The organism is Saccharothrix sp. NPDC042600, from assembly GCF_040647305.1.
Lineage (GTDB): Bacteria > Actinomycetota > Actinomycetes > Mycobacteriales > Pseudonocardiaceae > Actinosynnema > Actinosynnema mutabilis.
The window spans coordinates 75441-99046 of sequence record NZ_JBEZBW010000007.1; the positions used below are offsets into that span (position 1 = coordinate 75441).

32 protein-coding genes are annotated in these 23606 nt (G+C 72.4%); 23 read left to right on the forward strand and 9 right to left on the reverse strand.

Going from position 1 to position 23606, the window contains the following annotated elements; translation table 11 throughout:
- Nucleotides 1-91 precede the first annotated feature (91 nt).
- The 12 genes from AB0A74_RS07905 to AB0A74_RS07960 are packed head-to-tail and all read left to right on the forward strand — an operon-like array spanning nt 92 to nt 8730.
- Complete coding sequence (locus AB0A74_RS07905; protein WP_358248106.1) at nt 92-1165, forward strand: PhoH family protein; 1074 nt, start codon at nt 92-94, stop codon at nt 1163-1165.
- A 5-nt stretch (nt 1166-1170) separates the two neighbouring features.
- Nucleotides 1171-1725, forward strand: coding sequence for an rRNA maturation RNase YbeY (ybeY, locus tag AB0A74_RS07910; RefSeq protein WP_358248107.1), 555 nt, complete (start codon nt 1171-1173; stop codon nt 1723-1725).
- 13 nt (nt 1726-1738) lie between these two features.
- Nucleotides 1739-3040 (forward strand): hemolysin family protein, encoded by a 1302-nt coding sequence (locus tag AB0A74_RS07915; protein ID WP_358248108.1) that lies wholly within the window; start codon nt 1739-1741, stop codon nt 3038-3040.
- Nucleotides 3033-3365 carry a cytidine deaminase gene (locus AB0A74_RS07920; protein WP_358248109.1) on the forward strand — a complete coding sequence of 111 codons (333 nt, stop codon included), beginning with the start codon at nt 3033-3035 and terminating at the stop codon, nt 3363-3365. The genes AB0A74_RS07915 and AB0A74_RS07920 overlap by 8 nt, the downstream gene beginning before the upstream one ends.
- A gap of 2 nt (nt 3366-3367) precedes the next feature.
- Nucleotides 3368-3691: a (2Fe-2S) ferredoxin domain-containing protein gene (locus AB0A74_RS07925; RefSeq protein WP_358248110.1), complete on the forward strand. Its 324-nt coding sequence runs from the start codon at nt 3368-3370 to the stop codon at nt 3689-3691.
- 50 nt (nt 3692-3741) lie between these two features.
- A complete protein-coding gene (gene era / locus AB0A74_RS07930; protein ID WP_121222161.1) occupies nt 3742-4638 on the forward strand; it encodes a GTPase Era in 897 nt (298 codons plus the stop codon).
- Entirely contained in the window at nt 4638-5390 is a 753-nt protein-coding gene (recO, locus tag AB0A74_RS07935; RefSeq protein ID WP_343938941.1) for a DNA repair protein RecO, read from the forward strand. The genes era and recO overlap by 1 nt, the downstream gene beginning before the upstream one ends.
- 39 nt (nt 5391-5429) lie before the next feature.
- On the forward strand, nt 5430-6248 hold the full coding sequence (locus AB0A74_RS07940) for an isoprenyl transferase (protein WP_358248111.1): 819 nt from the start codon (nt 5430-5432) through the stop codon (nt 6246-6248).
- Nucleotides 6245-6682 carry a YbjN domain-containing protein gene (locus AB0A74_RS07945; protein WP_358248112.1) on the forward strand — a complete coding sequence of 146 codons (438 nt, stop codon included), beginning with the start codon at nt 6245-6247 and terminating at the stop codon, nt 6680-6682. Before AB0A74_RS07940 ends, AB0A74_RS07945 begins: the two co-directional genes overlap by 4 nt.
- Complete coding sequence (locus AB0A74_RS07950) at nt 6682-6954, forward strand: hypothetical protein (protein WP_358248113.1); 273 nt, start codon at nt 6682-6684, stop codon at nt 6952-6954. Before AB0A74_RS07945 ends, AB0A74_RS07950 begins: the two co-directional genes overlap by 1 nt.
- Before the next feature lie 43 nt (nt 6955-6997).
- The gene (locus AB0A74_RS07955; RefSeq protein ID WP_358248114.1) at nt 6998-8008 is read left to right on the forward strand and encodes a permease; all 1011 of its coding nucleotides are present in this window, start codon (nt 6998-7000) and stop codon (nt 8006-8008) included.
- A complete protein-coding gene (locus AB0A74_RS07960) occupies nt 8005-8730 on the forward strand; it encodes a TIGR03943 family protein (RefSeq protein WP_358248115.1) in 726 nt (241 codons plus the stop codon). The genes AB0A74_RS07955 and AB0A74_RS07960 overlap by 4 nt, the downstream gene beginning before the upstream one ends.
- On the opposite strand, the gene AB0A74_RS07965 is transcribed toward AB0A74_RS07960, so the two are convergent.
- The 3 genes from AB0A74_RS07965 to AB0A74_RS07975 all read right to left on the reverse strand — a co-directional run bounded on the left by AB0A74_RS07965 (nt 8727) and on the right by AB0A74_RS07975 (nt 9848).
- Nucleotides 8727-9149 carry a Fur family transcriptional regulator gene (locus AB0A74_RS07965; protein WP_358248116.1) on the reverse strand — a complete coding sequence of 141 codons (423 nt, stop codon included), beginning with the start codon at nt 9147-9149 and terminating at the stop codon, nt 8727-8729. The genes AB0A74_RS07960 and AB0A74_RS07965 overlap by 4 nt on opposite strands.
- A complete protein-coding gene (locus AB0A74_RS07970) occupies nt 9146-9514 on the reverse strand; it encodes a metalloregulator ArsR/SmtB family transcription factor (protein ID WP_358248199.1) in 369 nt (122 codons plus the stop codon). Before AB0A74_RS07970 ends, AB0A74_RS07965 begins: the two co-directional genes overlap by 4 nt.
- Nucleotides 9515-9584: 70 nt before the next feature.
- A complete protein-coding gene (locus AB0A74_RS07975) occupies nt 9585-9848 on the reverse strand; it encodes a hypothetical protein (RefSeq protein WP_358248117.1) in 264 nt (87 codons plus the stop codon).
- Nucleotides 9849-9865: 17 nt separating this feature from the next.
- On the opposite strand from AB0A74_RS07975, the gene AB0A74_RS07980 reads away from it, so the two are divergent.
- Nucleotides 9866-10243 carry an antibiotic biosynthesis monooxygenase gene (locus AB0A74_RS07980; RefSeq protein ID WP_358248118.1) on the forward strand — a complete coding sequence of 126 codons (378 nt, stop codon included), beginning with the start codon at nt 9866-9868 and terminating at the stop codon, nt 10241-10243.
- Here the strand turns inward: AB0A74_RS07980 and AB0A74_RS07985 are convergent.
- Entirely contained in the window at nt 10203-11051 is an 849-nt protein-coding gene (locus tag AB0A74_RS07985; protein ID WP_358248119.1) for a tetratricopeptide repeat protein, read from the reverse strand. The two genes, AB0A74_RS07980 and AB0A74_RS07985, sit on opposite strands and share 41 nt — an antisense overlap.
- 104 nt (nt 11052-11155) lie before the next feature.
- Here AB0A74_RS07985 and AB0A74_RS07990 point away from each other — a divergent pair, with 104 nt between their 5' ends.
- Nucleotides 11156-12541 carry a glycine--tRNA ligase gene (locus AB0A74_RS07990; RefSeq protein ID WP_358248120.1) on the forward strand — a complete coding sequence of 462 codons (1386 nt, stop codon included), beginning with the start codon at nt 11156-11158 and terminating at the stop codon, nt 12539-12541.
- Nucleotides 12542-12548: 7 nt separating this feature from the next.
- On the opposite strand, the gene AB0A74_RS07995 is transcribed toward AB0A74_RS07990, so the two are convergent.
- Nucleotides 12549-12698, reverse strand: coding sequence for a hypothetical protein (locus AB0A74_RS07995; RefSeq protein WP_358248121.1), 150 nt, complete (start codon nt 12696-12698; stop codon nt 12549-12551).
- A 75-nt stretch (nt 12699-12773) separates the two neighbouring features.
- Nucleotides 12774-13700 carry an AraC family transcriptional regulator gene (locus AB0A74_RS08000; RefSeq protein ID WP_358248122.1) on the reverse strand — a complete coding sequence of 309 codons (927 nt, stop codon included), beginning with the start codon at nt 13698-13700 and terminating at the stop codon, nt 12774-12776.
- Nucleotides 13701-13781: 81 nt separating this feature from the next.
- Here AB0A74_RS08000 and AB0A74_RS08005 point away from each other — a divergent pair, with 81 nt between their 5' ends.
- The 4 genes from AB0A74_RS08005 (at nt 13782) to AB0A74_RS08020 (ending at nt 16804) form a co-directional block, all read left to right on the forward strand.
- A complete protein-coding gene (locus AB0A74_RS08005; RefSeq protein WP_358248123.1) occupies nt 13782-14213 on the forward strand; it encodes an anthrone oxygenase family protein in 432 nt (143 codons plus the stop codon).
- A 155-nt stretch (nt 14214-14368) separates the two neighbouring features.
- Complete coding sequence (locus tag AB0A74_RS08010; RefSeq protein ID WP_358248124.1) at nt 14369-14713, forward strand: hypothetical protein; 345 nt, start codon at nt 14369-14371, stop codon at nt 14711-14713.
- 163 nt (nt 14714-14876) lie between these two features.
- On the forward strand, nt 14877-15377 hold the full coding sequence (locus AB0A74_RS08015) for a carbonic anhydrase (RefSeq protein WP_358248125.1): 501 nt from the start codon (nt 14877-14879) through the stop codon (nt 15375-15377).
- Nucleotides 15377-16804 carry a SulP family inorganic anion transporter gene (locus AB0A74_RS08020; RefSeq protein ID WP_358248126.1) on the forward strand — a complete coding sequence of 476 codons (1428 nt, stop codon included), beginning with the start codon at nt 15377-15379 and terminating at the stop codon, nt 16802-16804. The genes AB0A74_RS08015 and AB0A74_RS08020 overlap by 1 nt, the downstream gene beginning before the upstream one ends.
- A 352-nt stretch (nt 16805-17156) precedes the next feature.
- On the opposite strand, the gene AB0A74_RS08025 is transcribed toward AB0A74_RS08020, so the two are convergent.
- Nucleotides 17157-18005 (reverse strand): serine hydrolase, encoded by an 849-nt coding sequence (locus AB0A74_RS08025; protein WP_358248127.1) that lies wholly within the window; start codon nt 18003-18005, stop codon nt 17157-17159.
- A gap of 17 nt (nt 18006-18022) precedes the next feature.
- Nucleotides 18023-18748, reverse strand: coding sequence for a peptidase E (locus AB0A74_RS08030; protein ID WP_358248128.1), 726 nt, complete (start codon nt 18746-18748; stop codon nt 18023-18025).
- A gap of 47 nt (nt 18749-18795) precedes the next feature.
- On the opposite strand from AB0A74_RS08030, the gene AB0A74_RS08035 reads away from it, so the two are divergent.
- The 5 genes from AB0A74_RS08035 (at nt 18796) to AB0A74_RS08055 (ending at nt 22702) form a co-directional block, all read left to right on the forward strand.
- A complete protein-coding gene (locus AB0A74_RS08035) occupies nt 18796-19434 on the forward strand; it encodes a YdcF family protein (protein ID WP_358248129.1) in 639 nt (212 codons plus the stop codon).
- A gap of 24 nt (nt 19435-19458) precedes the next feature.
- The gene (locus AB0A74_RS08040) at nt 19459-20703 is read left to right on the forward strand and encodes a deoxyguanosinetriphosphate triphosphohydrolase (protein WP_358248130.1); all 1245 of its coding nucleotides are present in this window, start codon (nt 19459-19461) and stop codon (nt 20701-20703) included.
- Nucleotides 20704-20758: 55 nt separating this feature from the next.
- On the forward strand, nt 20759-21004 hold the full coding sequence (locus AB0A74_RS08045; protein WP_358248131.1) for a hypothetical protein: 246 nt from the start codon (nt 20759-20761) through the stop codon (nt 21002-21004).
- Nucleotides 20983-22029 (forward strand): serpin family protein, encoded by a 1047-nt coding sequence (locus AB0A74_RS08050; protein ID WP_358248132.1) that lies wholly within the window; start codon nt 20983-20985, stop codon nt 22027-22029. The genes AB0A74_RS08045 and AB0A74_RS08050 overlap by 22 nt, the downstream gene beginning before the upstream one ends.
- A 106-nt stretch (nt 22030-22135) precedes the next feature.
- Nucleotides 22136-22702 carry a carboxymuconolactone decarboxylase family protein gene (locus AB0A74_RS08055; RefSeq protein WP_358248133.1) on the forward strand — a complete coding sequence of 189 codons (567 nt, stop codon included), beginning with the start codon at nt 22136-22138 and terminating at the stop codon, nt 22700-22702.
- Here AB0A74_RS08055 and sigJ read toward each other — a convergent pair.
- A complete protein-coding gene (sigJ, locus tag AB0A74_RS08060; RefSeq protein ID WP_358248134.1) occupies nt 22699-23589 on the reverse strand; it encodes an RNA polymerase sigma factor SigJ in 891 nt (296 codons plus the stop codon). The genes AB0A74_RS08055 and sigJ overlap by 4 nt on opposite strands.
- Between the last annotated feature and the right edge of the window lie 17 nt (nt 23590-23606).

A 23606-nucleotide genomic window follows, 5' to 3' on the forward strand; every position in this document is an offset into this window, starting at 1 on the left:
GGACTGTCGGTGCCGGCGGCTAGCATCGAGGGGCAGTAGGTCAAGTACACCGAGTTCGGCGCGAACGCGCAGGAAGCAGGCCCGAGGCCACGTGGCCGACACCGCAGACACCACGCCGCAGCCAGGCGCCGCGGCTGACGCCCAGTCCAAGTTCGCCGTGCCCGACGGCGCGGTGCTCGCCCTGCTCGGGTCGCGCGACGAGAACCTCCGGCTCGCCGAGGACCTGCTCGACGCCGACGTCCACGTGCGCGGCAACGAGATCACCCTCTCCGGCAAGCCGGCCGACGTGGCGTTCGCGGAGCGGGTGTTCTCCGAGCTGGTGACGCTGGCCAACCGGGGCCAGGAGGTCGGCCCGGACACGGTCCGCCGCACGGTGGCGATGCTGTCCGCGGGCACCGGCGAGTCGCCCGCCGAGGTGCTGAGCCTGGACATCATCTCCCGCCGCGGTCGCACGATCCGCCCGAAGACGCTGAACCAGAAGCACTACGTCGACGCGATCGACCGGAACACGGTCGTGTTCGGCATCGGCCCGGCGGGCACCGGCAAGACGTACCTGGCGATGGCGAAGGCCGTGCAGGCGCTGCAGGCCAAGCAGGTCAACCGCATCATCCTGACCCGGCCGGCGGTCGAGGCGGGCGAGCGGCTGGGCTACCTGCCGGGCACGCTGTACGAGAAGATCGACCCGTACCTGCGCCCCCTGTACGACGCGCTGCACGACATGGTCGACCCGGAGTCCATCCCGCGCCTGACCCAGGCGGGGACGATCGAGGTCGCGCCCCTGGCCTACATGCGCGGTCGCACGCTCAATGACGCGTTCATCATCCTGGACGAGGCGCAGAACACCACGCCCGAGCAGATGAAGATGTTCCTCACCCGGCTGGGCTTCGGGTCCAAGATCGTGGTGACCGGTGACATCACCCAGGTGGACCTGCCCGGTGGGCAGCGGTCCGGGCTCAAGGTCGTCAAGGACATCCTCGAAGGTGTCGAGGACGTCCACTTCTCGGTCCTGACCAGCAACGACGTCGTCCGCCACCGGCTGGTCGCCGACATCGTGGACGCCTACGAGAAGTGGCAGGTCGAGCAGGACGAACGCGACCTCGGCCAGGACCGGCAGAGCCACGCCGGACCCGGTGCGCGGTCCCGGGGGCACCGGCGGGGACGATAGGCGCCGTGAGCATCGAGATCGCGAACGAGTCGGGCGTGACCGTGGACGAGCCGTCCATCGTCGCCGCCGCCCGATTCGCGCTGGACCGGATGGGTGTCAGCCCGCTGGCGGAGCTGTCCGTCCTGCTGGTGGAGCTGGACGTGATGGCCGACCTGCACCAGCGCTGGATGGACCTGCCCGGTCCCACCGACGTCATGGCCTTCCCGATGGACGAGCTGGACTCGGCCCGCCGCCCCGACGCGACGGGCCTGGGTCCCGCGCTGCTCGGGGACATCGTGCTGTGCCCGGAGTTCGCCAAGGACCAGGCCAAGAAGGCGGGGCACAGCCTGCTGGACGAGCTGCACCTGCTGACCGTCCACGGCGTGCTGCACCTGCTGGGCTACGACCACGCCGAGCCCGCGGAGGAGCGCGAGATGTTCACCCTCCAGAACCGCATCCTGGGCGACTTCCGCACGGCCACCGCCGAGGCCGAGCGCAAGTCCGCGCAGCGCGAGGCGGACTCCAAGCTCCTCGGGGCGGTGGGCCTGGAGGACTCGGACAGGCCCGACCCGGACGCCTGACGCGGGGGCCGTGGTGATCGGGGACTCCACCAGCCTCATCGTCCTGGCCGTGGCGCTGGTGCTGGCGGCGGGCGCGTTCGCGGGTGCGGACGCGGCGCTGGGCACGGTGTCGCGGGCGCGCGTCGAGGCGTTGCAGCGGCAGGGCCGGGCGGGCGCGCGGCAGTTGATCCAGGTGCTGGCCGACCGGCCGCGGCACGTCAACCTGCTGCTGTTGCTGCGGCTGGGCTGCGAGCTGTCGGCGACCGTGCTGGTCACGGTCGTGTGCCTGCGGCTGGTCGACACCGGCTGGGTGGCCGTGCTGGTCGCCGGGCTAAGCATGCTGGTCGTGTCGTACGTGCTGGTCGGCGTCGGCCCGCGGACCCTGGGCCGGCAGCACCCGTACGCGGTGAGCCTCATCGCGGCGGCGCCGATCCGGGTGCTCGGGCGGGTGCTGGGGCCGTTGTCGCGGCTGCTGATCCTGGTCGGCAACGCGATCACGCCGGGCAAGGGCTTCCGCGAGGGGCCGTTCTCCTCCGAGGTCGAGCTGCGCGAGCTGGTCGACATGGCGCAGGAGCGCGGCGTCGTGGACGAGGGCGAGCGCGAGATGATCCACTCGGTGTTCGAGCTGGGTGACACCATCGCGCGCGAGGTGATGGTGCCGCGCACGGAGATCGTGTGGATCGAGCAGGCGAAGTCGGTGCGGCAGGCGTTGGCGCTGTCGTTGCGGACGGGGTACACGCGGGTGCCGGTGATCGGCGAGAGCGTGGACGACATCGTCGGCGTGGTCAACCTGAAGGACCTGGTGCGGCGGACGTTGGCCGAGCAGCCGAACGGCACGGTCGTGGCGGACGTGATGAAGCCGGCGTCGTTCATCCCGGACTCGAAGCCGATCGCGGACCTGCTGCGGGAGATGCAGCTCTCGCGCAACCACCTGGCGATCGTGGTGGACGAGTACGGCGGCACGGCGGGCCTGCTGACGATCGAGGACATCCTGGAGGAGATCGTCGGCGAGATCACCGACGAGTCCGACACCGACGACCGGCCGCCGGTGGAGCACCTGACCGACGGGTCGGTGCGGGTGAGCGCGCGGCTGCCGGTGGACGACCTGGACGCGCTGTTCGGCACCGAGCTGGACGACCACGAGGTGGAGACCGTGGGCGGGCTGCTGGCGCAGCGCCTGGGCCGGGTGCCGCTGCCCGGCACGGAGGCGGAGATCGCGGGCCTGCGGATGCGGGCCGAGGGCGGCAAGGACGAACGCGGGCGGATGCGCATCACGACGGTGCTGGTCCGCCAGGTGGCAGGCGCTGACGACGACGAGGGGACCCCAGGTGAGTGAGCTAGACCCCGAGGACCAGAAGATCATCACCCTGGCGAGGTCCGCCCGCGCCCGCACGGGTGCTTCGGAGGGGGCCGCGGTCCGCGACACCGACGGCCGCACCTACGCCGCGACGACGGTGGCCCTGCCGTCCCTGCGGCTCACGGCGTTGCAGGCGGCGGTGGCGGCGGCGGTGTCCAGCGGCGCCGAGGGCTTGGAGGCGGCGGCCGTGGTGACGGCGTCGGACGCGGTGGACGAGGCTTCGGTGGCGGCCGTCCGCGACCTGACCGCGTCGGCCCCGGTCCTGCGCGCGGACGCGTCCGGTGCCCTGGTGGAGACAGTCTGACGGTGACCAACTACGTCACGGTGTGCCGCGGCTGCTGCTGCGGCACCACCAAGAAGCACCCCGACTACGACCACGAGGCGCAGCTGGAGCGGTTGCGCGCGGTGGCGGCCCAGTCGGGCGGCACGGTCCGCCTGCGCACCGCCGACTGCCTGGACGCGTGCGAGAACTCGAACGTGATCGTCGTGAAGCCGGCGGGCGCGAAGCCGGTGTGGCTGGGCTTCGTCCTGCACGACGCGATCATGGACGACCTGGAGAAGTGGCTCCGCGACGGCGGCCCGCTGCCCGAGGTGCTGGAACTCAACCGCATCACACCGCCGAAGGCGTAGTGGCCCAGGGGTGGTCCGGCGGGTTTCCCGGGCACAGGGACAATGGAGGGATGGATGGTTACCGCTCCGGGTTCGCGTGCTTCGTCGGCCGGCCCAACGCAGGCAAGTCGACGCTGACCAACGCGCTGGTGGGGACCAAGGTCGCGATCACCTCCAGCAAACCCCAGACGACCAGGCACACCATCCGGGGCATCGTGCACCGCGAGGACGGCCAGCTCGTGCTGGTCGACACCCCCGGCCTGCACCGCCCCCGGACGCTGCTCGGCCAGCGCCTGAACGACCTCGTCCGCGAGACCTGGTCCGAGGTGGACGTCGTCGGGTTCTGCGTCCCGGCCGACCAGAAGGTGGGGCCCGGCGACAAGTTCATCGCCGCGGAACTGCAGAAGATCGCCAAGCGGACCCCGGTCATCGGGATCGTCACCAAGACCGACCTGGTCAGCCAGCAACAGGTCGCCGAGCAGCTCCTCGCGCTGCAGAACGTGATGGAGTTCGCCGACCTCATCCCGGTCTCCGCCCAGGACGGCTACCAGGTCGACACGCTCTCCGACCTGCTGGTCGGCAAGCTGCCCGAGGGTCCGCCGCTCTACCCGGACGGCGAGCTGACCGACGAGCCCGAGCAGACGCTGGTCGCCGAGCTGATCCGCGAGGCCGCGCTGGAGGGCGTGCGGGACGAGCTGCCGCACTCCATCGCCGTCGTGGTGGAGGAGATGCTGCCCCGCGAGGGGCGGGACGACCTGGTGGACATCCACGCCAACGTGTTCGTCGAGCGCCCCAGCCAGAAGGCGATCATCCTGGGCCACCGGGGCGAGCGCCTGAAGCAGGTCGGCATCACCTCGCGCCGGCACATCGAGAAGCTGCTGGGCACCCGCGTCTACCTGGACCTGCACATCAAGATCGCCAAGGACTGGCAGCGCGACCCGAAGCAGCTCCGTAGACTCGGGTTCTGATGGCCAACCTGTACCGGGACACGGGCGTGGTCCTCCGGGTGCAGAAGCTCGGCGAGGCGGACCGGATCATCACCCTGCTCACCCAGAAGCACGGCAAGGTGCGCGCGGTCGCCAAGGGCGTGCGGCGGACGTCGTCGCGGTTCGGGGCGCGGCTGGAGCCCTTCGGCCACGTGGACGTGCAGTTCTACCCGGGCCGGTCGCTGGACGTGGTGACCCAGGTGCAGACCCTCGACGCCTTCCACGTGGACCTGGTGGACGACTACCAGCGGTACACGGCGGCGTGCGCGGTGCTGGAGACCGCCGACCGGCTCACCGCCGAGGAGGGCGAACCGGTCCTGCGGCTGTACCTGCTGGTCACCGGCGCCCTCCGGGCACTGGCGGCCAAGGAGCGCGACCCGTCGCTGATCCTGGACGCGTTCCTCATGCGGGCGATGGCGTTCGCAGGTTGGGCACCGGCCGTGCACGAGTGCGCCCGCTGCGGCGACCCCGGCCCGCACCGCGCGTTCAACGTGCACGCCGGCGGGCTGGTGTGCCACAACTGCCGCCCGCCGGGCAGCGCCCAACCCAACCAGGACACCCTCCGCTTGCTCGGCGCGCTGCTGCACGGCGAGTGGGACGTCGTGGACGGCATCCCGCACGGGCCGCGCCGCGAGGCCAGCGGCCTGGTCGCCGCGCACCTCCAGTGGCACCTGGAGCGGCAGTTGCGCTCGCTGCCGTTGGTCGAGCGCAAGGCCCCGCTGGCGGACGGATAGCCTGCCGCAGTCCCCACCCAGACCCCGAGAGGACCCTCCATGCTCCGCCGACGGCGGGTCGAACGCGTCCAGCGCGTTCCCAAGCCACCGGAACCGCACCCCTCCGGCGCCACGCCGCCCGCGATCCCGGCCGAGTTCGTGCCCCAGCACATCGCGATCGTCATGGACGGCAACGGGCGGTGGGCCAACCAGCGCGGGCTGTCCCGCATCGAGGGGCACAAGCGCGGCGAGGCCGTCGTGGTCGAGGCCGCCAAGGGCGCCATCGAGATGGGCGTGAAGTGGCTGTCGCTGTACGCGTTCTCCACGGAGAACTGGCGGCGCAGCCCCGAGGAGGTCCGCTTCCTCATGGGCTTCAGCCGCGACGTCATCCACCACCGCACCGACGAGCTGGACGAGCTCGGCGTCCGGGTGCGCTGGGCGGGCCGCCGGCCGCGGCTGTGGCGCAGCGTCATCAAGGAGCTGGAGGTCGCCGAGGAGCGCACGAAGGACAACGACGTGCTCAACCTCGCGATGTGCATCAACTACGGCGGCCGGGCCGAGATCGGCGACGCGGCCCGCGAGATCGCGCGGCTCGCGGCGGCCGGCGAGATCAACCCGGAGAAGGTGGACGAGCGGACCATCAACCGGTTCCTGTACCAGCCGGAGATGCCGGACGTGGACCTGTTCATCCGGCCGTCGGGCGAGCAGCGCACGTCGAACTTCCTGCTGTGGCAGTCGGCGTACGCGGAGCTGGTGTTCCAGGACATCCTGTGGCCCGATTTCGACCGCCGGGACATGTGGAACGCGTGCGAGGCGTTCGCCCGGCGCGACCGCCGCTTCGGCGGCGCGGTGGACAAGCCCGAAGAGGAGACCCCGTGACTTCCGAAGACACCGCGGACGCCGCTGTCACCGGTGAGCTGCTCACGAGCGCCCGCGAGGCGCTGGAGCTGTTCCACGAGGTGCACGTGGACGACGACGGCGCGCTGAGCTTCCGGCACGGCGACGTGCCGTGCGCGGTGCAGGCGATGCGGCTGGCCGAGGGCCTGACCGTGCTCAGCCTGACCTGCGTCGTCGCGTGGGACCTGCCCGAGAACCGCGACCTGGCCGTGTCGGCCGCCGAACGGGCCGGTCAGGGCCTGTTCGGCACGCTCGGCGTGGTGCACACCGAGCGCGGGATGGACGTGACCCTGCGGTACGCGTTCCCCGCGGAAGGACTCAAACCCGAACCGCTGAGCACCCTGCTCATGCTGGTCGTGTCGACGGCGTCCCAGCTGCGCGCGGAGCTGCTGGCGAGCGCGGAGGGCGGTGCCTGATGGGCGGCGTGATGGTGTACGAGCCGGACGACGATTCCGAGGTCGAGGGTCTGCCCTGGGCGATCACGTTCGAGGCGTCCGCGGGCGAGGAGTGGGCGTCGTTCGTGTGCGGCCCCTACGAGCGGGACGAGGCCGTTGCGCTGGCCGAGGAGGTCGTCGGCGAGGGTATCGGCGTGTCGGCCGTGGTCGAGCCGCTGCTGCCGGTGCGGTCGGCGATGGACGTGCTCTCGACCATCGCCGAGCTCCGGGAGGATGTCGAAAACCCGACGTAGGTGGGGTTCGGCGGCGCGGGGTGTTCCTGGCATCATCTCGAAAGTGACAATCACTGGCGAGATCCGGGGATCGCGCCCGCGCCGCACCCCGCCGAAGCTGCGCGTCACCTCGCTTGAGGTGCTCTGCGTGGTGCTCGTGGTGGCCCTGGTGTTCCAGGACTGGCTGGTGTCCGCTTTGGACGCGCCGGTCCTGCGCACCGCCTCCACGGTGTTCGTCGCGGTGTGCGTGCAGGCCCTGCCGTTCCTCGTGCTCGGCGTGCTCATCAGCGGCGCGATCGCGGCTTTCGTGCCCGCGTCGGCCCTGCGGCGGCTGCTGCCGCGCAAGACCGCGCTGGCCGTGCCGGTCGCCGGTGTGGCGGGCGTGGCGCTGCCGGGTTGCGAGTGCGCGTCGGTGCCGGTCGCGCGCCGGTTGATGCAGCAGGGCGTGGCCCCGGCGGTCGCCCTGTCGTTCCTGCTCGCGGCCCCGGCGGTGAACCCGATCGTGCTGGTCTCGACGGCCGTGGCGTTCCGCGACGCGCCGTTGATGGTGCCCGCCCGGTTCCTGGGCTCGCTGCTGACGGCCGTGGTCATGGGGTGGCTGTGGGTGCGCTTCGGCAAGGCCGAGTGGATCGCGGAACGCGCGCTGCGGCGGTTGCCGGACCGCGACGGCACGTCCCGCTGGGTGGTCTTCGCCGAGACCGCGCGGCACGACCTGGTCGAGGCCGGCGGGTTCCTGGTGCTCGGCGGCGTGTTCGCGGCGGCGTTCAACGTGCTGGTGCCGTCGGAGTGGATGGAGACGCTGGGCGCGCAGATCGTGCTCGGCGTGCTGGTGATGGCGTTGCTGGCCGTGGTGCTGGCGCTGTGCAGCGAGGCGGACGCGTTCGTCGCGGTGTCGATGTCGGCGTTGCCGCTGCTGCCGAGGTTGGTCTTCCTGGTCGTCGGGCCGGCGGTGGACGTGAAGCTCATCGCGTTGCAGGCGGGCACGTTCGGCCGGGGTTTCGCGGCGCGGTTCGCGCCGGTGACGTTCGTGGTGGCGATCGCCAGCGCGTTGGCGGCGGGAGCGGTGTTCCTATGAGGCGGGAAACGCAGAACATCCTGTTGGTGCTGCTGGGCGGGGCGCTCCTGAAGCTCGCTCTGAGCGGCACCTACCTGCGGTACGTCAAGGAGTCGCTGCAGCCGTGGCTGATCGGCACGGGCGCGGTCATGATCCTGCTCGCGGTGGTGTCCATCGCCCGTGACCTGCGCGGGGGCCGGGATGGGGCGGAGCACGAGTCCCACGGCCACGAGGGGCATGAGCACGGCTCGTCCCGCAGCCCGTGGATGCTCCTCCTGCCGGTGCTGGCGGTCTTCCTGATCAGCCCACCCGCGCTGGGCGCGGACACGGTGAACCGCTCGGACCGCAACGCCGCGCAGGAGTCGAAGGCGAGCAACGGCTTCGCGCCCCTGCCGTCGGACGAGGTCGTGCCCCTGACCATCGGCGAGTTCGTCACCCGCACGGCCTGGGACGACTCGGGGTCGCTCAACGACCGGACCGTGCGCCTGACCGGGTTCGTCGTGCGGAAGGGAAGCAACGTCTACCTGGCGCGGCTGACCATCTCGTGCTGTGCGGCGGACGCCGCCCCGGTGAAGGCGTTGATGGTCGGGCAGGACTTCTCCGGGCTGCCGGACGACCAGTGGATCGAGGCGACCGGTCGCGTGGTGGCGGGTTCGGCGACCAAGGACAACGCCTACGTGCCGACCCTCACGGTCAGCGCGGTCCAGCCCATCACGCCCCCGGAGGACACCTACGAGGGCTAGCGCTTGGTGGAGCAGTCCGCGCAGGTGCCGAAGATCTCGACCGTGTGGCTGACCTCGGAGAAGCCGTTCTCCGCGGCCACCCGGTCGGCCCACTTCTCCACCGCCGGGCCCTCCACCTCGACCGTCCGGCCGCACGAGCGGCACACCAGGTGATGGTGGTGGTGGGCCGAGCAGCGGCGGTAGATGGCCTCGCCCGAGTCGGTGCGCAGGACGTCCACCTCGCCGGCGTCGGCCAGCGACTGCAGCGTCCGGTAGACGGTGGTCAGGCCGATGCCCTCGCCGCGCTTGCGCAGTTCCTCGTGCAGCTCCTGGGCCGAGCGGAACTCTGCCAGCGAGTCGAGCAGCTTGGACACCGCGGTCCGCTGCTTGGTGGACCGCAACCCCGGCACGTTCGTGTTGGGGCGCTCGCTCGTCGTCACAGTTCCTCCGTCCCGAGTCCTCCTGAGTTGATACCACGCGGCCCTTCGTCGACATGGGCCACGGCGTCCACGACGATGTGCGCCAGGTGCTCGTCGACCAACCGGTAGACGACCTCGCGGCCGTGGCGCTCCCCGTGGACCACCCCGGCGGCCTTCAGCACCCGCAGGTGCTGGCTGATCAGCGGCTGGGCGACGCCGAGGGCCTCGACCAGTTCGTGCACGCACCGGTCCGCCTCGCGCAGTTGCAGCACGATCGCGATGCGCACCGGGGCGGCCAGCGCGCGCAGCAGGTCACCGGCGGCGGACAGGGTGTGCGCGGGCTTGTTCGGGACCGGTTGCGCCGCGCCGCGCGTGGGGGAGTGCACGTGCTCGCTCCGCACTTCGACCGTCACGGCGCCTCCCACGTGGTATGGATTTTCACCACCAATACTACGGTCAGTGCACCGACAGGGTGACGAGCACGAGCACCGCGAGCACCAGGACGCGCAGCACGCGGGCGCTGGGCTCCAGGTAGCGCCAGGTCACCGCCAGCAACGCCGCCACGCCGACCACGAGCACCCCGAGCAGCGCCGCGCCCACCGGCCCGCGCACCCACACACCGGCCCCGAACAGGGCCAGGACCAGCAGGAACACCGCCGGCGCGGGCACCTTCGCCAACGGGCCGCGACCGGGGATCAGGGTCCGCTTGAAATCCGCCACCGTGGCATCCTTGCACCGTGTTGCTCGTGTGCAGGTTCACCGTCCCCGAAACCGACGTGCCGGCGTTCACCCAGCGCGCCACCAGGGCCCTGGAGCTGCTCACCGCGCAGCCGGGCTGCCGGGGCGGGCAGGTGGGTCGGGCGCTGGACGTGCCGGACCTGTTCGTGCTGACCGTCGCGTTCGACTCGGTCGTGGCCTACCGGCGGTCGCTGTCGCCGTTCGAGGTGCGCGAGCACGTCGTGCCGTTGCTGTCCGAGGCGGTCGCCGAACCGGCCGCGTTCGAGCCCCTGCTCGTCGCCGAGGACGGGTCCGTCGAGGTCAGGACCAGCCTGCTGGCCTCGGACGCGGGGACGGTCAGGCTGGGAGAGGCGGCGGGGCCGGCGGCGCCGCGCTAGCCAGCTCGTGCAGCCGGTCCACCCGGTCGGGCGGCTGGTGGGCGTCGAGCAGCTCCAACGCCTTGGTCGCCTGCTCGGCGGCCTCGGCGCGCCAGCCCATCGCCGCGTAGTCCTCGGCCAGCTCCTCGTGGAACCAGCCGTCCGGCGGGCTGACGGCGATGGCGTGCCCCATCAGTTCGGCGGCCTCGGCGGGGCGGCCCAGCGCGCGCAGCGTCTTGGCCACGGCGTACCGGGCGATCTCGATCTCGTGCACCTCGTCGGAGGTCTCCTCGCGCGCCGCCAGGGCGACCCGGAACGCCTCCAGCGCCTCCTCGAACCGGCCCGCCTCGTAGTGCGCCCAGCCCAGGTTGTTCAGCAGCGGACCCACCCAGTAGCGGGCCTGCGGGTCGTCGGAGGCCGACGCGACCTCCACGCCCCGCGCGGTCCACTCCTCGACGTTGTCCACCAGGGCCGCCATGTGCGCCGCGTCGGCGGCCAGGAACGCCTCGCCCAGGTGCGAGGCCAGCACGAACGCCGCCACGAACAGCGGCAGCGCCTCCTCCGGCGCGCCCGCCGAGCGCAGCAGCCGGCCGCGTTCGAGGAACACCCGCACCCGGCCCGCCGAGTCCGGCGGGGCCAGCGCCTCCGCCTCGGCCAGCAGTTGCTGTCCGGCCGCGGTGTCGCCGCGCAGGCCCTCGACCCGCGCGAGCTGGGTCAGCACCTCGGCCCGCTCCGGGTCGGCCACCGGCTCCGCCAGGCGGGCGCGCAACCGCGCCTCGGTGCCCGGCAGGTCGGCGAAGTCCCACATCACGCGCAACTCGTCCGCCACCCGCGCAGCGTAGGCACAGGTGGGGCCCGGTCGCCCGATGGAGCGCGCGGGCCGGGGACTAGGCTGGCAAGCCCCGATTGTCCCGCCCCTTCGATGGAGTGTCCGTGGCAGCCGATCGCATCGAGACCGTCGTCAGCCTGTGCAAGCGCCGCGGGTTCGTGTACCCGTGCGGCGAGATCTACGGCGGCACCAGGTCGGCATGGGACTACGGCCCGCTGGGCGTGGAGCTCAAGGACAACATCAAGCGGCAGTGGTGGAACACCGTCGTGCGGGGCCGCGAGGATGTCGTGGGCCTGGACTCGTCGGTGATCCTGCCGCGCGAGGTGTGGGTGGCGTCCGGGCACGTCGAGGCGTTCGTGGACCCGCTGATCGAGTGCAACTCGTGCCACAAGCGGTTCCGCCAGGACACCCTGGTCGAGGAGTACGCCGAGCGCACCGGCAAGGAGGTCGCCGAGGGCGACGTCTCCGACGTGCCGTGCCCGAACTGCGGCACCCGCGGCCAGTACACCGAGCCGAAGATGTTCAACGGCCTGCTCAAGACCCACCTCGGCCCGGTGGAGACCGAGGAGGGCCTGCACTACCTGCGCCCGGAGACCGCGCAGGGCATCTTCACCAACTTCCTCAACGTGCAGACCACGTCCCGGCGCAAGCCGCCGTTCGGCATCGGCCAGATCGGCAAGAGCTTCCGCAACGAGATCACGCCGGGCAACTTCATCTTCCGCACGCGCGAGTTCGAGCAGATGGAGATGGAGTTCTTCGTCGAGCCGGGCACCGACGAGGAATGGCACCAGTACTGGATCGACGAGCGCACCCGCTGGTACACCGACCTGGGCATCTCCAAGGAGAACCTGCGGCACTACGAGCACCCGGCGGAGAAGCTGTCGCACTACTCGAAGCGCACGGTGGACATCGAGTACCGCTTCCGGTTCGGCGGCCAGGAGTGGGGCGAGCTGGAAGGCATCGCGAACCGCACCGACTACGACCTGTCCACCCACTCGAACCACTCGGGCGTGGACCTGTCCTACTTCGACCAGGCGACCAACTCCCGCTACCGGCCGTTCGTGATCGAGCCGGCGGCGGGTGTGGGCCGGCCGATGATGGCGTTCCTGCTGGAGGCCTACACCGAGGACGAGGCCCCCAACGCCAAGGGCGGCGTGGACAAGCGGGTGGTCCTGCGCCTGGACCGCCGCCTGGCCCCGGTGAAGGCGGCGGTGCTGCCGCTGTCGCGCAACGCCGAGCTGTCCCCGAAGGCGAAGGACCTGGCGCAGGCGCTGCGCAGGCACTGGAACGTGGAGTTCGACGACGCCGGCGCGATCGGGCGGCGTTACCGGCGGCAGGACGAGATCGGGACGCCGTTCTGCGTGACGGTCGACTTCGACACCCTGACCGACCACGCGGTGACCGTGCGGGAACGGGACACGATGTCGCAGGAACGGGTGTCGATGGACCAGTTGGAGTCCTACCTGGCGGCCCGCCTGATCGGCTGCTGACCGGCCGCTACCGCTGGGCGCGCCGGGTCGCGCCCAGCGGCGTCCAGACGAACCGGTCGGCGACCGTGCCGCCGCCGTGACGTGCCGCGAGCAGGGCGGGTTCCGGCAGGCGCGGTTCGCCGTCCGGGCCCCACTCGTTCCACAGGTGGAAGACCATCGGGCGGGCGGCGTCCGCGGCGGCGTAGGCCGGCGTCTTCGGGCAGGCCGGGGTTCGAGCCGCCGCCGAACCGAGCTAGGCGGTGGCGCGGTATTCGGATGGGCTGATGCCGCGCACCCGTTTGAACGCCGTACTCAGCGCGAAAGCGGTGCTGTAGCCGACCTGTCGTGCCACCGACGCCACGGTTGCCGACGGTTCGCGCAACAGGTCGGCCGCCAAGGTGAGCCGCCAGTCGGTCAGATAGGACATCGGCGGCTCGCCGACCAGTTCCGTGAACCGCCGCGCCAACGCCGCCCGCGACACCCCGGCCGCCCGCGCCAACGACTCCACGGTCCACTGCCGCGCCGGGTCGGCGTGCAGCAAGCGCAGCGCACGGCCCACCACCGGGTCGGAGTGGGCGCGGTACCAACCGGGTGTGTCGGCCTCCGGGCGGCACAGCCAGGCGCGCAGCACCGAGATCAGGAGCAGGTCCAGCAGGCGGTCCAGGACGGCTTCCTGGCCCGGCTCGTCGCGGGCCACCTCCGCGCACAGCAGCGGCACCAGCGGCAGGTCCGTCGGCGGCACCACGAGCAGCGGCGGCAGGATGGACAGCAGGCGACGGCTGACCTCGCCGTCCAGCTGGTAGGTGCCCGACAGCAGCACGACCGACCCGTCCGGGTTGCCGCCCCACGTCCGCACGCCCAGGTTCCACTGCTCGCACAGCCGCGCGCCGTCGGGCGTGGTGCTGATCTCGCCCGGGTGGATCACCGCCTGCGGCGGCGTGCCCGGGTCACCGGCCAGCGTGTACGGGTCCGGTCCGCGCATCACCGCCACGTCGCCCTCGCGGAACGGCACCGGCTCGCCGCCGTCGGGCAGCACGTACCCCGAGCCGCGCACGAAGGCGACCACGGACAGCGGCGCGCGGTCCTCGATGCGCAGGCACCACGGCGGGTCCAGCACGGTGCGCAGGATGAACGCCCCGCGCGCGCGAGGGCCGTCCAGGAGTCCGGCTAGTGCGTCCACCCGCCCAGCGTAGACGGACGGACATGGATCCGAGCCGATAAGCGATGGAAAGTCTCACCCACGTCCACTTGACTGTCGTTCATGTTCACCTTGACGATCATCGCGGCCGTGGGCTGCGGGCTCATGGCAGGCGTGTTCTTCGCGTTCTCGGCGATGGTCATGCCCGGTCTGCGCCGCGCCGCCCCGGCCGAGGGGCTCGCGGCGATGCGGGCGATCAACGTCGCCGTCCTCAACCCCGTGTTCCTCACCGCGTTCCTCGGCACGGCGGCGGTCTCGGTCGCGGCGGCGTTCGGCGGCACGGTGGCCGGCTGGGTGGGCGCGGCCCTCTACGTGCTCGGCGGCATCGTGCTCACCGCCGCTTACCACGTGCCGCGCAACAACGCGCTCGAACAACACGGCACGACGGAGTATTGGGCGCGATACCTCCGGGAATGGGTGCCGGCGAACCACGTCCGCGCGATCACCTGCCTGGGTGCCGCCGTCGCGTTCACCATCGCCGCCGTACAGCTCTAGTGGTCGTCACGCTGAGTAGTTTTCATATTTGCGAATGACCTGCGTCACGGTCATAAGAGTGAATGTCCTGCTCTAGCTGACGAAGCCCCACCGCCATTAACGCGCATGTCACCCCGCGCTGTGAAACTGGAGGCAGCGACTCATCGGGGGGTGTCATGAAGCGTGTCGCGGTCTTCGCCGCACTGCTGGCGCTCCTCGCCGTCTTCACCCCGTCGCCGACCGGCCCGGTCCACCACGTCGTGGCCGGGCTCCAACCCGTCACGGCCCTGCCCGCCCCGTCCGAGGAGGACCCCAACCGCGAGTGCCGGTCGGCTCCCGAGCCCCGCACCTGCGCGTCCTCCGGCCACCGGCACGGCGCCGCGCAGCGCCCGAACCCGCCGGACCGCGTGCCCACCGGTCGCACGCCCGGCCACGCCGCCCGTCCGGCGCCGCGCGCCGACGCGCCCGACCACCTGCACACCCGGCTGACACCGCCGGTCCTCCAGGTGTTCCGGAACTGATCCCACCGCTTCCCAGCGCTCACACAACCGCATCCCAAGCCACTACTGACCTGTGAGGATTCCCGTGGAATTCCGTCACCTAGTTCAGCACGCCCGGACGCATGCGCGGCGGCGGTCCCCGGAAACGGGGCGCAGGCTCGCGGCCGGCCAATCACCGACCGCTTTGTTCATCACCTGCGCGGATTCGCGCATCGTCCCGTCCGCCATCACCGGGGCCGAACCGGGCAGCCTGTTCGAGCTGCGCACGGCGGGCAACGTCATCCCCGCCTTCGACCCGCGCGCCGCGTCCGCGGAGATGGCCACCGTCGAATTCGCCGTGGTGCAACTCGGCGTTTCCGAAATCGTCGTGTGCGGCCACTCGCACTGCGGCGCGGTCGACGCGCTGCACGGCGACCGGCAGGCCCTGACCCACCTGCCCAGCATGGTGCGCTGGCTCGCCGCGCACGCCCCGTTCCGCACGGAACGGCCCACGCCGGGCCTGCGCGAGGAGGGCCGCCGCCACGTGCTGGCCCAACTGCGCAACCTGGAGGACTACCCGTTCGTGCGGGACCGGGTCGTCGCCGGCGACCTGCGCACGCACGGCTGGTTCTACGACATCGAGACGGGCGAGGTCTCGGCGTGCGGCGCCGACGGCCTCCTGCCGCTCCAGGAGCACGTGACGTGATGATCATGCACACGAACCGGCGCACGTCCTCCTACTGGCCCGACGTCGGCGCTTCGCTGGTCGTCTTCCTCGTGGCGCTGCCGCTGTGCGTCGGCGTCGCCGTGGCCTCCGGCGTCCCGGCCGAGCTGGGCATCGTCACCGGCGTGGTCGGCGGCATCGTCGTCGGCCTGCTGCCCGGCAGCTCGTTGCAGGTCAGCGGCCCGGCCGCGGGCCTGACCGTGCTGGTCGCCGACACGGTGGCCGCGCACGGCATCGCCGCGCTGGGCCTGATCGTCCTGGGCGCGGGGCTGTTGCAGGTCGTCATGGGCCTGCTGCGGCTCGGGCGCTGGTTCCGCGCCATCTCGCCCGCCGTGGTGCAGGGCATGCTCGCGGGCATCGGCCTGGTCCTGGTGCTCGGCCAGCTCTACCCGTTCGCGGGCGCGGCGGTGCCGGTGAGCACGGCCGAGAAGTTCGCCGGGTTGCCGGGCTTGGTGGTGGCCGCCAGTCCGTACGCCGTGGCCCTGGGCGTGCTGACGCTGGTGGTGGCCGCGTTGTGGCAGCGGACCCGGTTCCGCAAGGTGCCCGGCGTGCTGGTGGCCGTGGTCGTGGCCAGCGCGATCGGCCTGCTGCTGCCGGTGCCGCGCATCCGGGTCGGCTCGCTGTCCGACGTGGTCCGGGCGGTGGACTTCTCGCTGTTCGACGCGGGCGTGCTCGGCGCGATGGTGACCTTCGCGCTCGTCGCGTCGGCGGAGAGCCTGTTCAGCGCGGCGGCGATCGACCGCATGCACAACGGGCCGCGGACGCACTACAACCGCGAACTCGTCGCGCAGGGCGTGGGCAACACGGTGTGCGGCCTGCTGGGCGCGCTGCCCATGACGGCCGTGATCGTGCGCAGCTCGGCCAACGTCCGGGCGGGCGCGCGGACCAAGGCGTCCCGCGTGCTGCACGGCGTGTGGCTGCTGCTGTTCGTGGTGGCGTTGCCGGGCGTGCTGTCGTTCGTGCCGGTGGCGGTGCTCGCGGCGATCCTGGTGCAGGCGGGCTGGAAGCTGCTCGAACCACGGCGGGTGCTGGCCCTGGCCCGCACCGACCGCGCCGAGGCCGCCGTCCTCGTCCTGACCGCGGGCCTGATCGTGGTGACCGACCTGCTGACCGGCACCCTGGCCGGCCTGCTGGCGGCCGTGGTGAAGACGGCGTGGGACGTGTCCCGCCTGACCGTCACCGTCACCCCGGACGGGCAGGACCACGAGCACGTGGAACTGCGCGGCAACGCGACGTTCCTGCGCCTGCCCCGCCTGCTGGACACCCTGGAGGCCCTGCCGCCGGCCAAGCACGTGCGCGTGGACCTCAGCGGCCTGCGCCACCTCGACCAGGCCTGCCGCCAGGCCATCGAGCAGTGGGCCGACAACCACCGCACCGCCGGCCGCACGGTGGACCTGATCAGGCTGTAACGCCGAGGAGACACGAGTCCCGGGCCCGCCGCCCCGGGACTCACCGGCGATCGAAACCCGCCCGCCGCGGGCTCGCCGGCGCTGGGGCTCTCCGGCCGCGGTGCTTGCCGGCCGCGGGCTTGCGGGCCGCGGTGCTTGCGGGCCGCGGGCTTGCCGGCTGCAGGGCTTGCCGGCTGCGGTGCTTGCCGGCCGCGGGGCCTTGCCCGCGCCGGGACTCGCCCGCCTCAGGACTCGCCGGCGCTGGGTCTCGCCCGCCCCGGAACTCGCCGGCCCCGAGTGTCGCCCGCCCGGAACTCGCCCGCCCCGGTTTGTCGGTGCCCCGTGAGACGATCGACTCGGGGGCCGGAGGCCGTCACCCGTGCGGCACGAGGGCCGCCGCCAGGGACTTCGCCACGGCCGTCACGTGGTCGCGCGCCGTGCCCTCGTCCACCCCGCTCTGCACCGAGAGCAGCGCCACCGCGTACCGCCCCGCCACCACGCCCGCGCTGTGCAGGTACAGCTCGGCCGGCTGGTACCACATCCACCCCTGCTTCGCGTACGCCCCGAGGCCCGGCGCGAGCAGCCCGAAGTCCTGCTCGAACCCGTCCGCCGCGGTCCGCGGGGCGCTGGACAGCGCCGCCACGAAGAAGTCCCGCTCCGGCTCCGGCAACGCGGTCAGGGCGTACCGGTACAGCCGCACCACGTCCGCCGCCGACGTCTCCACGTCACCCCACTGCGCGGCGTCCACCGGCACGTGCGTCGCGGTCAACCCGGCCGCCGCGGCCACCCGCTCCACCGCGCCCATCCCGTCGCGCAGCGTCCACAGGGCGTTCATGGCGTCGTCGTCGCTCGCGCTCAACGCCCGACGCAGCAGGTCGCGGTCCTCCTCGGTCACGTCGCCGCCCAGCACGTCCACCGCGACGACCAGCTTGCTCAGCGACGCCGTCGGGAACGGCACGTCGGCCCGGGACCCGGTCTGCACGCCCGTCGCCAGGTCGAGCACGGCCAGTCCCAGGTCGACGGCCCCCGTGTCGGCCACCGCCCGCGTCACCGCGTCCGCGAGGTCCGGGGCGGCGGCGGGCTCGGTGGGCGGTGCGGCGGCGGACTCGGGCGTGCGGGGCGCGGGCGCGTCCACCGCGGCGGGGACGGGGTCGGCGGCGGTGCACGCGCAAACCAGCGACAACACGCCCACCGCGACCGCCGGCCGCCACCGTCCCACCACACTCCCCAGGGTTGTTTTCACAACCGGCGGATGTCGAGCGGATCCTCCTGTGCGGTTGCTGAAGAGTCGTCCCGGCGCACCACGTACGCCCCGCCGGACCGCCGCTCCGACAACGCCTCGACCAGCTCGGTGCCCCGGTACAGCAGGCCCGCGCCGTCGTCGGTGCAGTACGTCAGCGGCAGCTCGCCCGCGGCGACGGCGGCGTGGATCGTCGGCCGCCGCAACGCCTCGGTGTCGTAGTGCACGCCGTTGCCGTAGGGCAGCAGCCCGAGCCCGTTGGTGACGATCCGCAGCTCCGGCCCGAACGAGTCGGTCGCGCCGCCCGCGTGCCAGCAGATCGACCCGGCGGACACGCCGCCGAGCACCACACCCGCCTCCCACGCGCGCCGCATGGCGTCGCCGAGGCCGTGGACCGCCCACACGGCGAGCAGGTTCGCGACCGAGCCGCCGCCGACCCAGACGACGTCGTGCTCCAGCAGGAACCCGGCGAGGTCGTCGGTCGGCGGCATGGTGAACAGGTTCAGGTGGCTGACCTCCCACCCGGCGACCCGGCCGGCTTCGGTGACGTCCGCGTTGAACCAGCGCTGGTCGCCGTAGGCGGTGCCGACGTGGCACAGCTTCGGCTTGGTGGCCCCGGACAGTTCGACGGCTTCGCGGACCAGGGCACCGAACTCGATGTTGGTGCGCAGGCCGGCCCGGTAGCCGCCGGAGGTGGCGAGGATGGTGGGTTGCTCTGCGGGCATCCCGCGATCCTCGCAGGCACACGTTCGGGTGTGGAATCATCGTCCGCGTGACCTTCCTGGCCCGACTCCGCCGCTTGGTCCAGCGCACCGTCATCGGCGCCTTGGTGGTCGGGTTCCTCGTCGTGGGCGGTACCGCGTTCCGCGTGTGGCAGGTGGCCCGCGAGGACGACCGCACGCACGCCGACATGGCCGTGGTGCTCGGCGCCGCCCAGTACAACGGGGTCCCGTCGGAAGTGCTGGAGGCCCGTCTGGAGCACGCGCGCCGCCTGTTCCAACAGGGGGTCGTGAAGTTCATCGCCACGACCGGTGGCCGGCAGCCCGGCGACAACTACACCGAGGGCCAGGCCGGGCGGCTGTGGCTGGAGGCCAAGGGCGTGCCCGGCGACCGCATCCTGGAGGTCGGCGAGGGCACGGACACCCTGGGCAGCATCCGGGCGCTGGGCGTCCAGGCGCGGGCGAAGTCGCTCAAGACGGCCGTGATCGTGTCCGACCCGTGGCACTCGCTGCGCGCCCGCACGATGGCCGAGGACGAGGGCCTGGACGCGTGGACGTCGCCGACGCGCAGCGGGCCGAACGTGCAGACGCGGGAGACGCAGTTGTTCTACATCCGCCGCGAGACCGGGGCGCTGCTGTACTACCACCTGATGAAGGCCCCGGTGGACGTGTTCGACGGGATCACGCTGTAGGTCGTCGCCGCTTACCCTGGACGAATGAGCGGCGGTTACACCGGACACGACTTCGCCCGTCTGCTGCCCGAGGGTCCGAAGCAGGCCGCCGTCCCCGGCTCCCGGGCCGAGCGGCGCACGCCGTTCTCGCGGGACCGGGCCCGGGTGCTGCACTCGGCCGCGCTGCGCCGGCTCGCGGGCAAGACGCAGGTCGTCGGACCCGGTGAGGGGGCCGAGGTCACCGGCGTGCCCCGGACGCGGCTCACGCACTCGCTGGAAGTCGCCCAGATCGGCCGCGGCATCGGCGAGGAACTGGGGTGTGATCCGGATCTCGTCGACACCGCCGGCCTCGCGCACGACATCGGCCACCCGCCGTTCGGGCACAACGGGGAACGCGCGCTCGACGAACTCGCCGGTCCCTGCGGCGGGTTCGAGGGCAACGCCCAGACCCTGCGCATCCTGACCCGGCTGGAACCCAAGACCGCCAAGGGGCTCAACCTCACCCGCGCCTGCCTCGACGCCGCCACCAAGTACCCGTGGCCGCGCCGCGCCGGACAGGTCAAGTTCGGCGTCTACGAGGACGACCTCCCGGTGTTCCGGTGGGTCCGCGAGGGCGCGCCGGACGGGCGGCGGTGCCTGGAGGCGCAGGTGATGGACTGGGCCGACGACGTCGCGTACTCCGTGCACGACGTGGAGGACGGCGTCCTGGCGCACCGGATCTCCCTGTCCTCGCTGGGGGATCCGGAGGAGCGGGCCGCGATCGCGGAGTTGGCCGCCAAGCACTTCTGCGACGAGCCGGTGTCGGCGTTGGAGGCCACGGCGGCCGAACTGCTGACGCTGCCGGTGATCGCCGACCTCACCGACTACGACGGCTCGCTGCGGGCGCAGGTCGCGTTGAAACGGCTCACCAGCGAACTCGTCGGCCGGTTCGCGTCGGCGGCGGTGGGCGCGACCCGTGAGGAGTACGGCGACGGGCCGTTGTCGCGGTACCACGCCGACCTGGTGGTGCCGAAGCTCGTCGCGGCGGAGGTGGCGCTGCTCAAGGCGGTCGCCGTGCGGTACGTGATGAGCGACCCGCAGCGGTTGGAGATGCAGGCGCGGCAACGCGAACTCGTGGCCGGGCTGGTGTGGGGCCTGCTCGACCGCGCGCCCGACGCGCTGGACCCGGCCTTCCTGCCGGCGTGGGAGGCCGCGCCGGACGACGCCGCCCGGCTGCGCGTGGTCATCGACCAGGTGGCGCTGCTGACCGACGCCCAGGCCATCGCCTGGCACGCCACGCGGTGTGGTTGAGGCGGAAGGCGGAAGGCCCCACCGCGGCGGTGTGACCGGTGGCACACTCGGGTGCATGGCCGAGGAGTCCACACGACCGCCGGGCCGACCGTGGCCGTGGCGCAGACCGAGCCGGGACCCCGTGTTCGCGGGAGACTTCCCGGAAGACCCGTGGTGGGACGATCCCGACGACGGGTCGGCGGGCGTCCGCGAACCCCGCCACCCCCGCCCGCTCGGACCGACGAGCGGCGCGGGCGAGCGTCCGATCCCGGACGACCCCATAGCGGTGAAGGAGACCCAGTGCCTGATCGAGCGCACCTGACGTTCGCCCTCCGGCTCCACGACGCCATCGCGCCCGATCGGCGGCACAACGCGTGCTGGTCGCCGTACTCGGTGGCCAGCGCGCTGGGCCTGCTCACCGCCGCCGCGCGCGGTCGCGCGCAGGAGGAGCTGACCGCCCTGCTGGGACCGGACAACGCCAAGCTGCTCCAGGCCTCCACCCCCGGCGACGACGCGGAGTTCGCCGTCGCCAACACCCTCTGGGCCGGCGACGAACTGCCGCTGGAGGAGGGCTTCCTGGTCGACCTGTCCGGCTGGCCGGGCGCGAAGGTCGCCGCGGCGCCGTTCCGCGCCGACCCCGAGGGCGCCCGCCGGCTGATCAACGCCGACGTCGCCGACACCACCCGCGACCTCATCCCCGAGCTGCTCGAACCGGGCACCGTGCGACCGGACATGGTGTCGGCGCTGGTGAACGCCCTCTACCTCAAGTGCGCGTGGACCGAGGAGTTCCCCGAGCACGACACCGTGCCGCGCCCGTTCCGCGGCGCCGGCGACGTCCCGACCATGCGGCTGGAGGCCAACCTCCGGTACGCCCGGACCGCCGGCTGGGAGGCGGTGGCGGTGCCCGCGCGCGGCGACGTCGAGGCCGTCGTCCTGCTGCCCGAAGCCGACCTGGGCGCGACCGACGGCGTGCCCGACGTCCTGGCCGCCCTGGAGTGGCAGCGGATCGAGCTGTTCCTGCCCAAGCTGGACCTCAAGGTCGGCACGACCCTCGGCGACGCGTTGCGCGCGACCGGCGTGCGGACCGTGTTCACCCCGGCCGCCGACCTCACCGGCCTGAGCCCGGACCCGCGCCTGTGCGTGGACGAGGTCGTGCACGAAGCCGTGCTGCGCGTGGACGAGCAGGGTTTCGAGGGCGCGGCGGCCACCGCGGTGATGATGCGGCTCACGTCGATCGTCGAGCACCCGCCGGCCCGGACCGTCCGCGTCGACCGCCCGCACCTGCTGCTGGTGCGCCACTCCGGCACCGGCGCGATCTACTTCCTGGCCCAGGTCGCCGCGCCCTGATCGGGGCTGAGACCTTCGTCACGCCGGGACCGGGCACCCGAGGGTGTCACGTTCCCGGCGGCTGTCCCGTCCCCGGTGTGCAACCACTTGAGGACTAGGAGGGGACATGCCCAGGATCCCGGCGGTCACCACGAAGCAGGCCGGCCCGCTGCTCAAGGCCGTGTACTGGTTCTCCAAGCGCAAGTTCGGCGCCGTGCCGGAGCCGGTCGCGGTGTCCGCGCACCACCGCAAGCTGATGATGGCCAGCGCGCGGCACGAGATGGGCGTCGAACGCGCGGCCAGGGTGCTGCCGCTGGAACTGCGGGAACTGGTCGTCTACGCGACCGCGGTCAAGCTGGGCTGCTCGTGGTGCGTGGACTTCGGCAAGATGTTGATCAAGCACGCGGGCCTGGACATCGACCGGCTGAAGGAGATCCACGACCACGCGAACAGCGACCGCTACTCGGAGATCGAGAAGCTCGCCCTCGCCTACGTGGACGCCATGACCGACACCCCGACCGCCGTCACCGACGAGCAGGTCGCGGAGCTGGACCGGCGGCTGGGCCACGACGGCGTGGTGGAGCTGACCTACCTGATCGCCCTGGAGAACATGCGGGCCCGCATGAACTCGGCGCTGGGCATCGTGGACCAGGGCTTCACCTCGGGCGACGCGTGCCGGGTCCCGATGCCCTAGAAGTCCACGTGCCTGAGCTTGTCCGGGTTGGCGAAGTCGTAGAACGCGGCCACCTTGCCGTCCTTGAGCACCACCGTGCTGACCCGGGCGGCGAGGTCGGGCCGGGCCCGGAACTTCAGGCCCGGGTCGCCGTTGACCAGGACCGGCTCGCCCTGGTCGAGACCGCCGTACTTGCGCAGCAGACCCAGCAGGAACCGGGCGACCTTGTCGCGGCCGGTGACCACGTTGACCGCCGTCCGGACCTTCCCGCCGCCGTCGCCGACCACGACCGCGTCCGGGTGCAGCAGGCTGATGACCGCTTCGGTGTCGCCGCTGTGCAGGGCCGCCAGGAACTTCTCCAGGACCTCCCGCTGCTCGTCCAGGGCCACGCGTGGCGGCGGGGGCGACACGGCGGCGGCGCGGCGGCCTCGGGAGGCGTGCTGGCGGGCCGTGGCCACCGTGCAGCCCAGGGTCGCGGCGATCGAGTCGAACGGCACGCCGAACGCGTCGTGCAGGACGAACGCCACCCGCTGCTCCGGGGTCAGGTTGTCCAGCAGGACCAGCGCGGCCATGCGGACGCCGTCGTCGCGGACCACCGCGTCCAGCGGGTCGTCCTCCGAGGACGTGACCAGGGGCTCGGGCAGCCACTGGCCCACGTACTTCTCGCGACGCACCGCCGCCGAGCGCAGCCGGTCCAGGCAGATCCGCCCCACGACGGTGGTCAGCCACGCCCGCAGGTCGGCGATCTCCGCCCGGGCCCGGTCGGGCAGGCCGGACAGCCGCAGCCACGCCTCCTGGACCGCGTCCTCGGCGTCCGCGACGCTGCCGGTGAGCCGGTAGGCGACGCCCACCAGGTGCGACCGGTGTCCGGTGAAGTCGTCGGCGAGGGTCTCTTCGGCGGCGGTCACGACCCCCAGTCTGCCGG

What these genes read in the sequence shown, in the direction of transcription:
- era (WP_121222161.1), top strand. Translation starts at nt 3,742, where the DNA reads ATGGATGGTTACCGCTCCGGGTTCGCGTGCTTCGTCGGCCGGCCCAAC.
- recO (WP_343938941.1), top strand. Translation starts at nt 4,638, where the DNA reads ATGGCCAACCTGTACCGGGACACGGGCGTGGTCCTCCGGGTGCAGAAG.
- AB0A74_RS07940 (WP_358248111.1), top strand. Translation starts at nt 5,430, where the DNA reads ATGCTCCGCCGACGGCGGGTCGAACGCGTCCAGCGCGTTCCCAAGCCA.
- AB0A74_RS07950 (WP_358248113.1), top strand. Translation starts at nt 6,682, where the DNA reads ATGGGCGGCGTGATGGTGTACGAGCCGGACGACGATTCCGAGGTCGAG.
- AB0A74_RS07960 (WP_358248115.1), top strand. Translation starts at nt 8,005, where the DNA reads ATGAGGCGGGAAACGCAGAACATCCTGTTGGTGCTGCTGGGCGGGGCG.
- AB0A74_RS07995 (WP_358248121.1), bottom strand. Translation starts at nt 12,698, where the DNA reads ATGGTCTTCCACCTGTGGAACGAGTGGGGCCCGGACGGCGAACCGCGC.
- AB0A74_RS08005 (WP_358248123.1), top strand. Translation starts at nt 13,782, where the DNA reads ATGTTCACCTTGACGATCATCGCGGCCGTGGGCTGCGGGCTCATGGCA.
- AB0A74_RS08010 (WP_358248124.1), top strand. Translation starts at nt 14,369, where the DNA reads ATGAAGCGTGTCGCGGTCTTCGCCGCACTGCTGGCGCTCCTCGCCGTC.
- AB0A74_RS08020 (WP_358248126.1), top strand. Translation starts at nt 15,377, where the DNA reads ATGATCATGCACACGAACCGGCGCACGTCCTCCTACTGGCCCGACGTC.
- AB0A74_RS08030 (WP_358248128.1), bottom strand. Translation starts at nt 18,748, where the DNA reads ATGCCCGCAGAGCAACCCACCATCCTCGCCACCTCCGGCGGCTACCGG.
- AB0A74_RS08040 (WP_358248130.1), top strand. Translation starts at nt 19,459, where the DNA reads ATGAGCGGCGGTTACACCGGACACGACTTCGCCCGTCTGCTGCCCGAG.
- AB0A74_RS08045 (WP_358248131.1), top strand. Translation starts at nt 20,759, where the DNA reads ATGGCCGAGGAGTCCACACGACCGCCGGGCCGACCGTGGCCGTGGCGC.
- AB0A74_RS08055 (WP_358248133.1), top strand. Translation starts at nt 22,136, where the DNA reads ATGCCCAGGATCCCGGCGGTCACCACGAAGCAGGCCGGCCCGCTGCTC.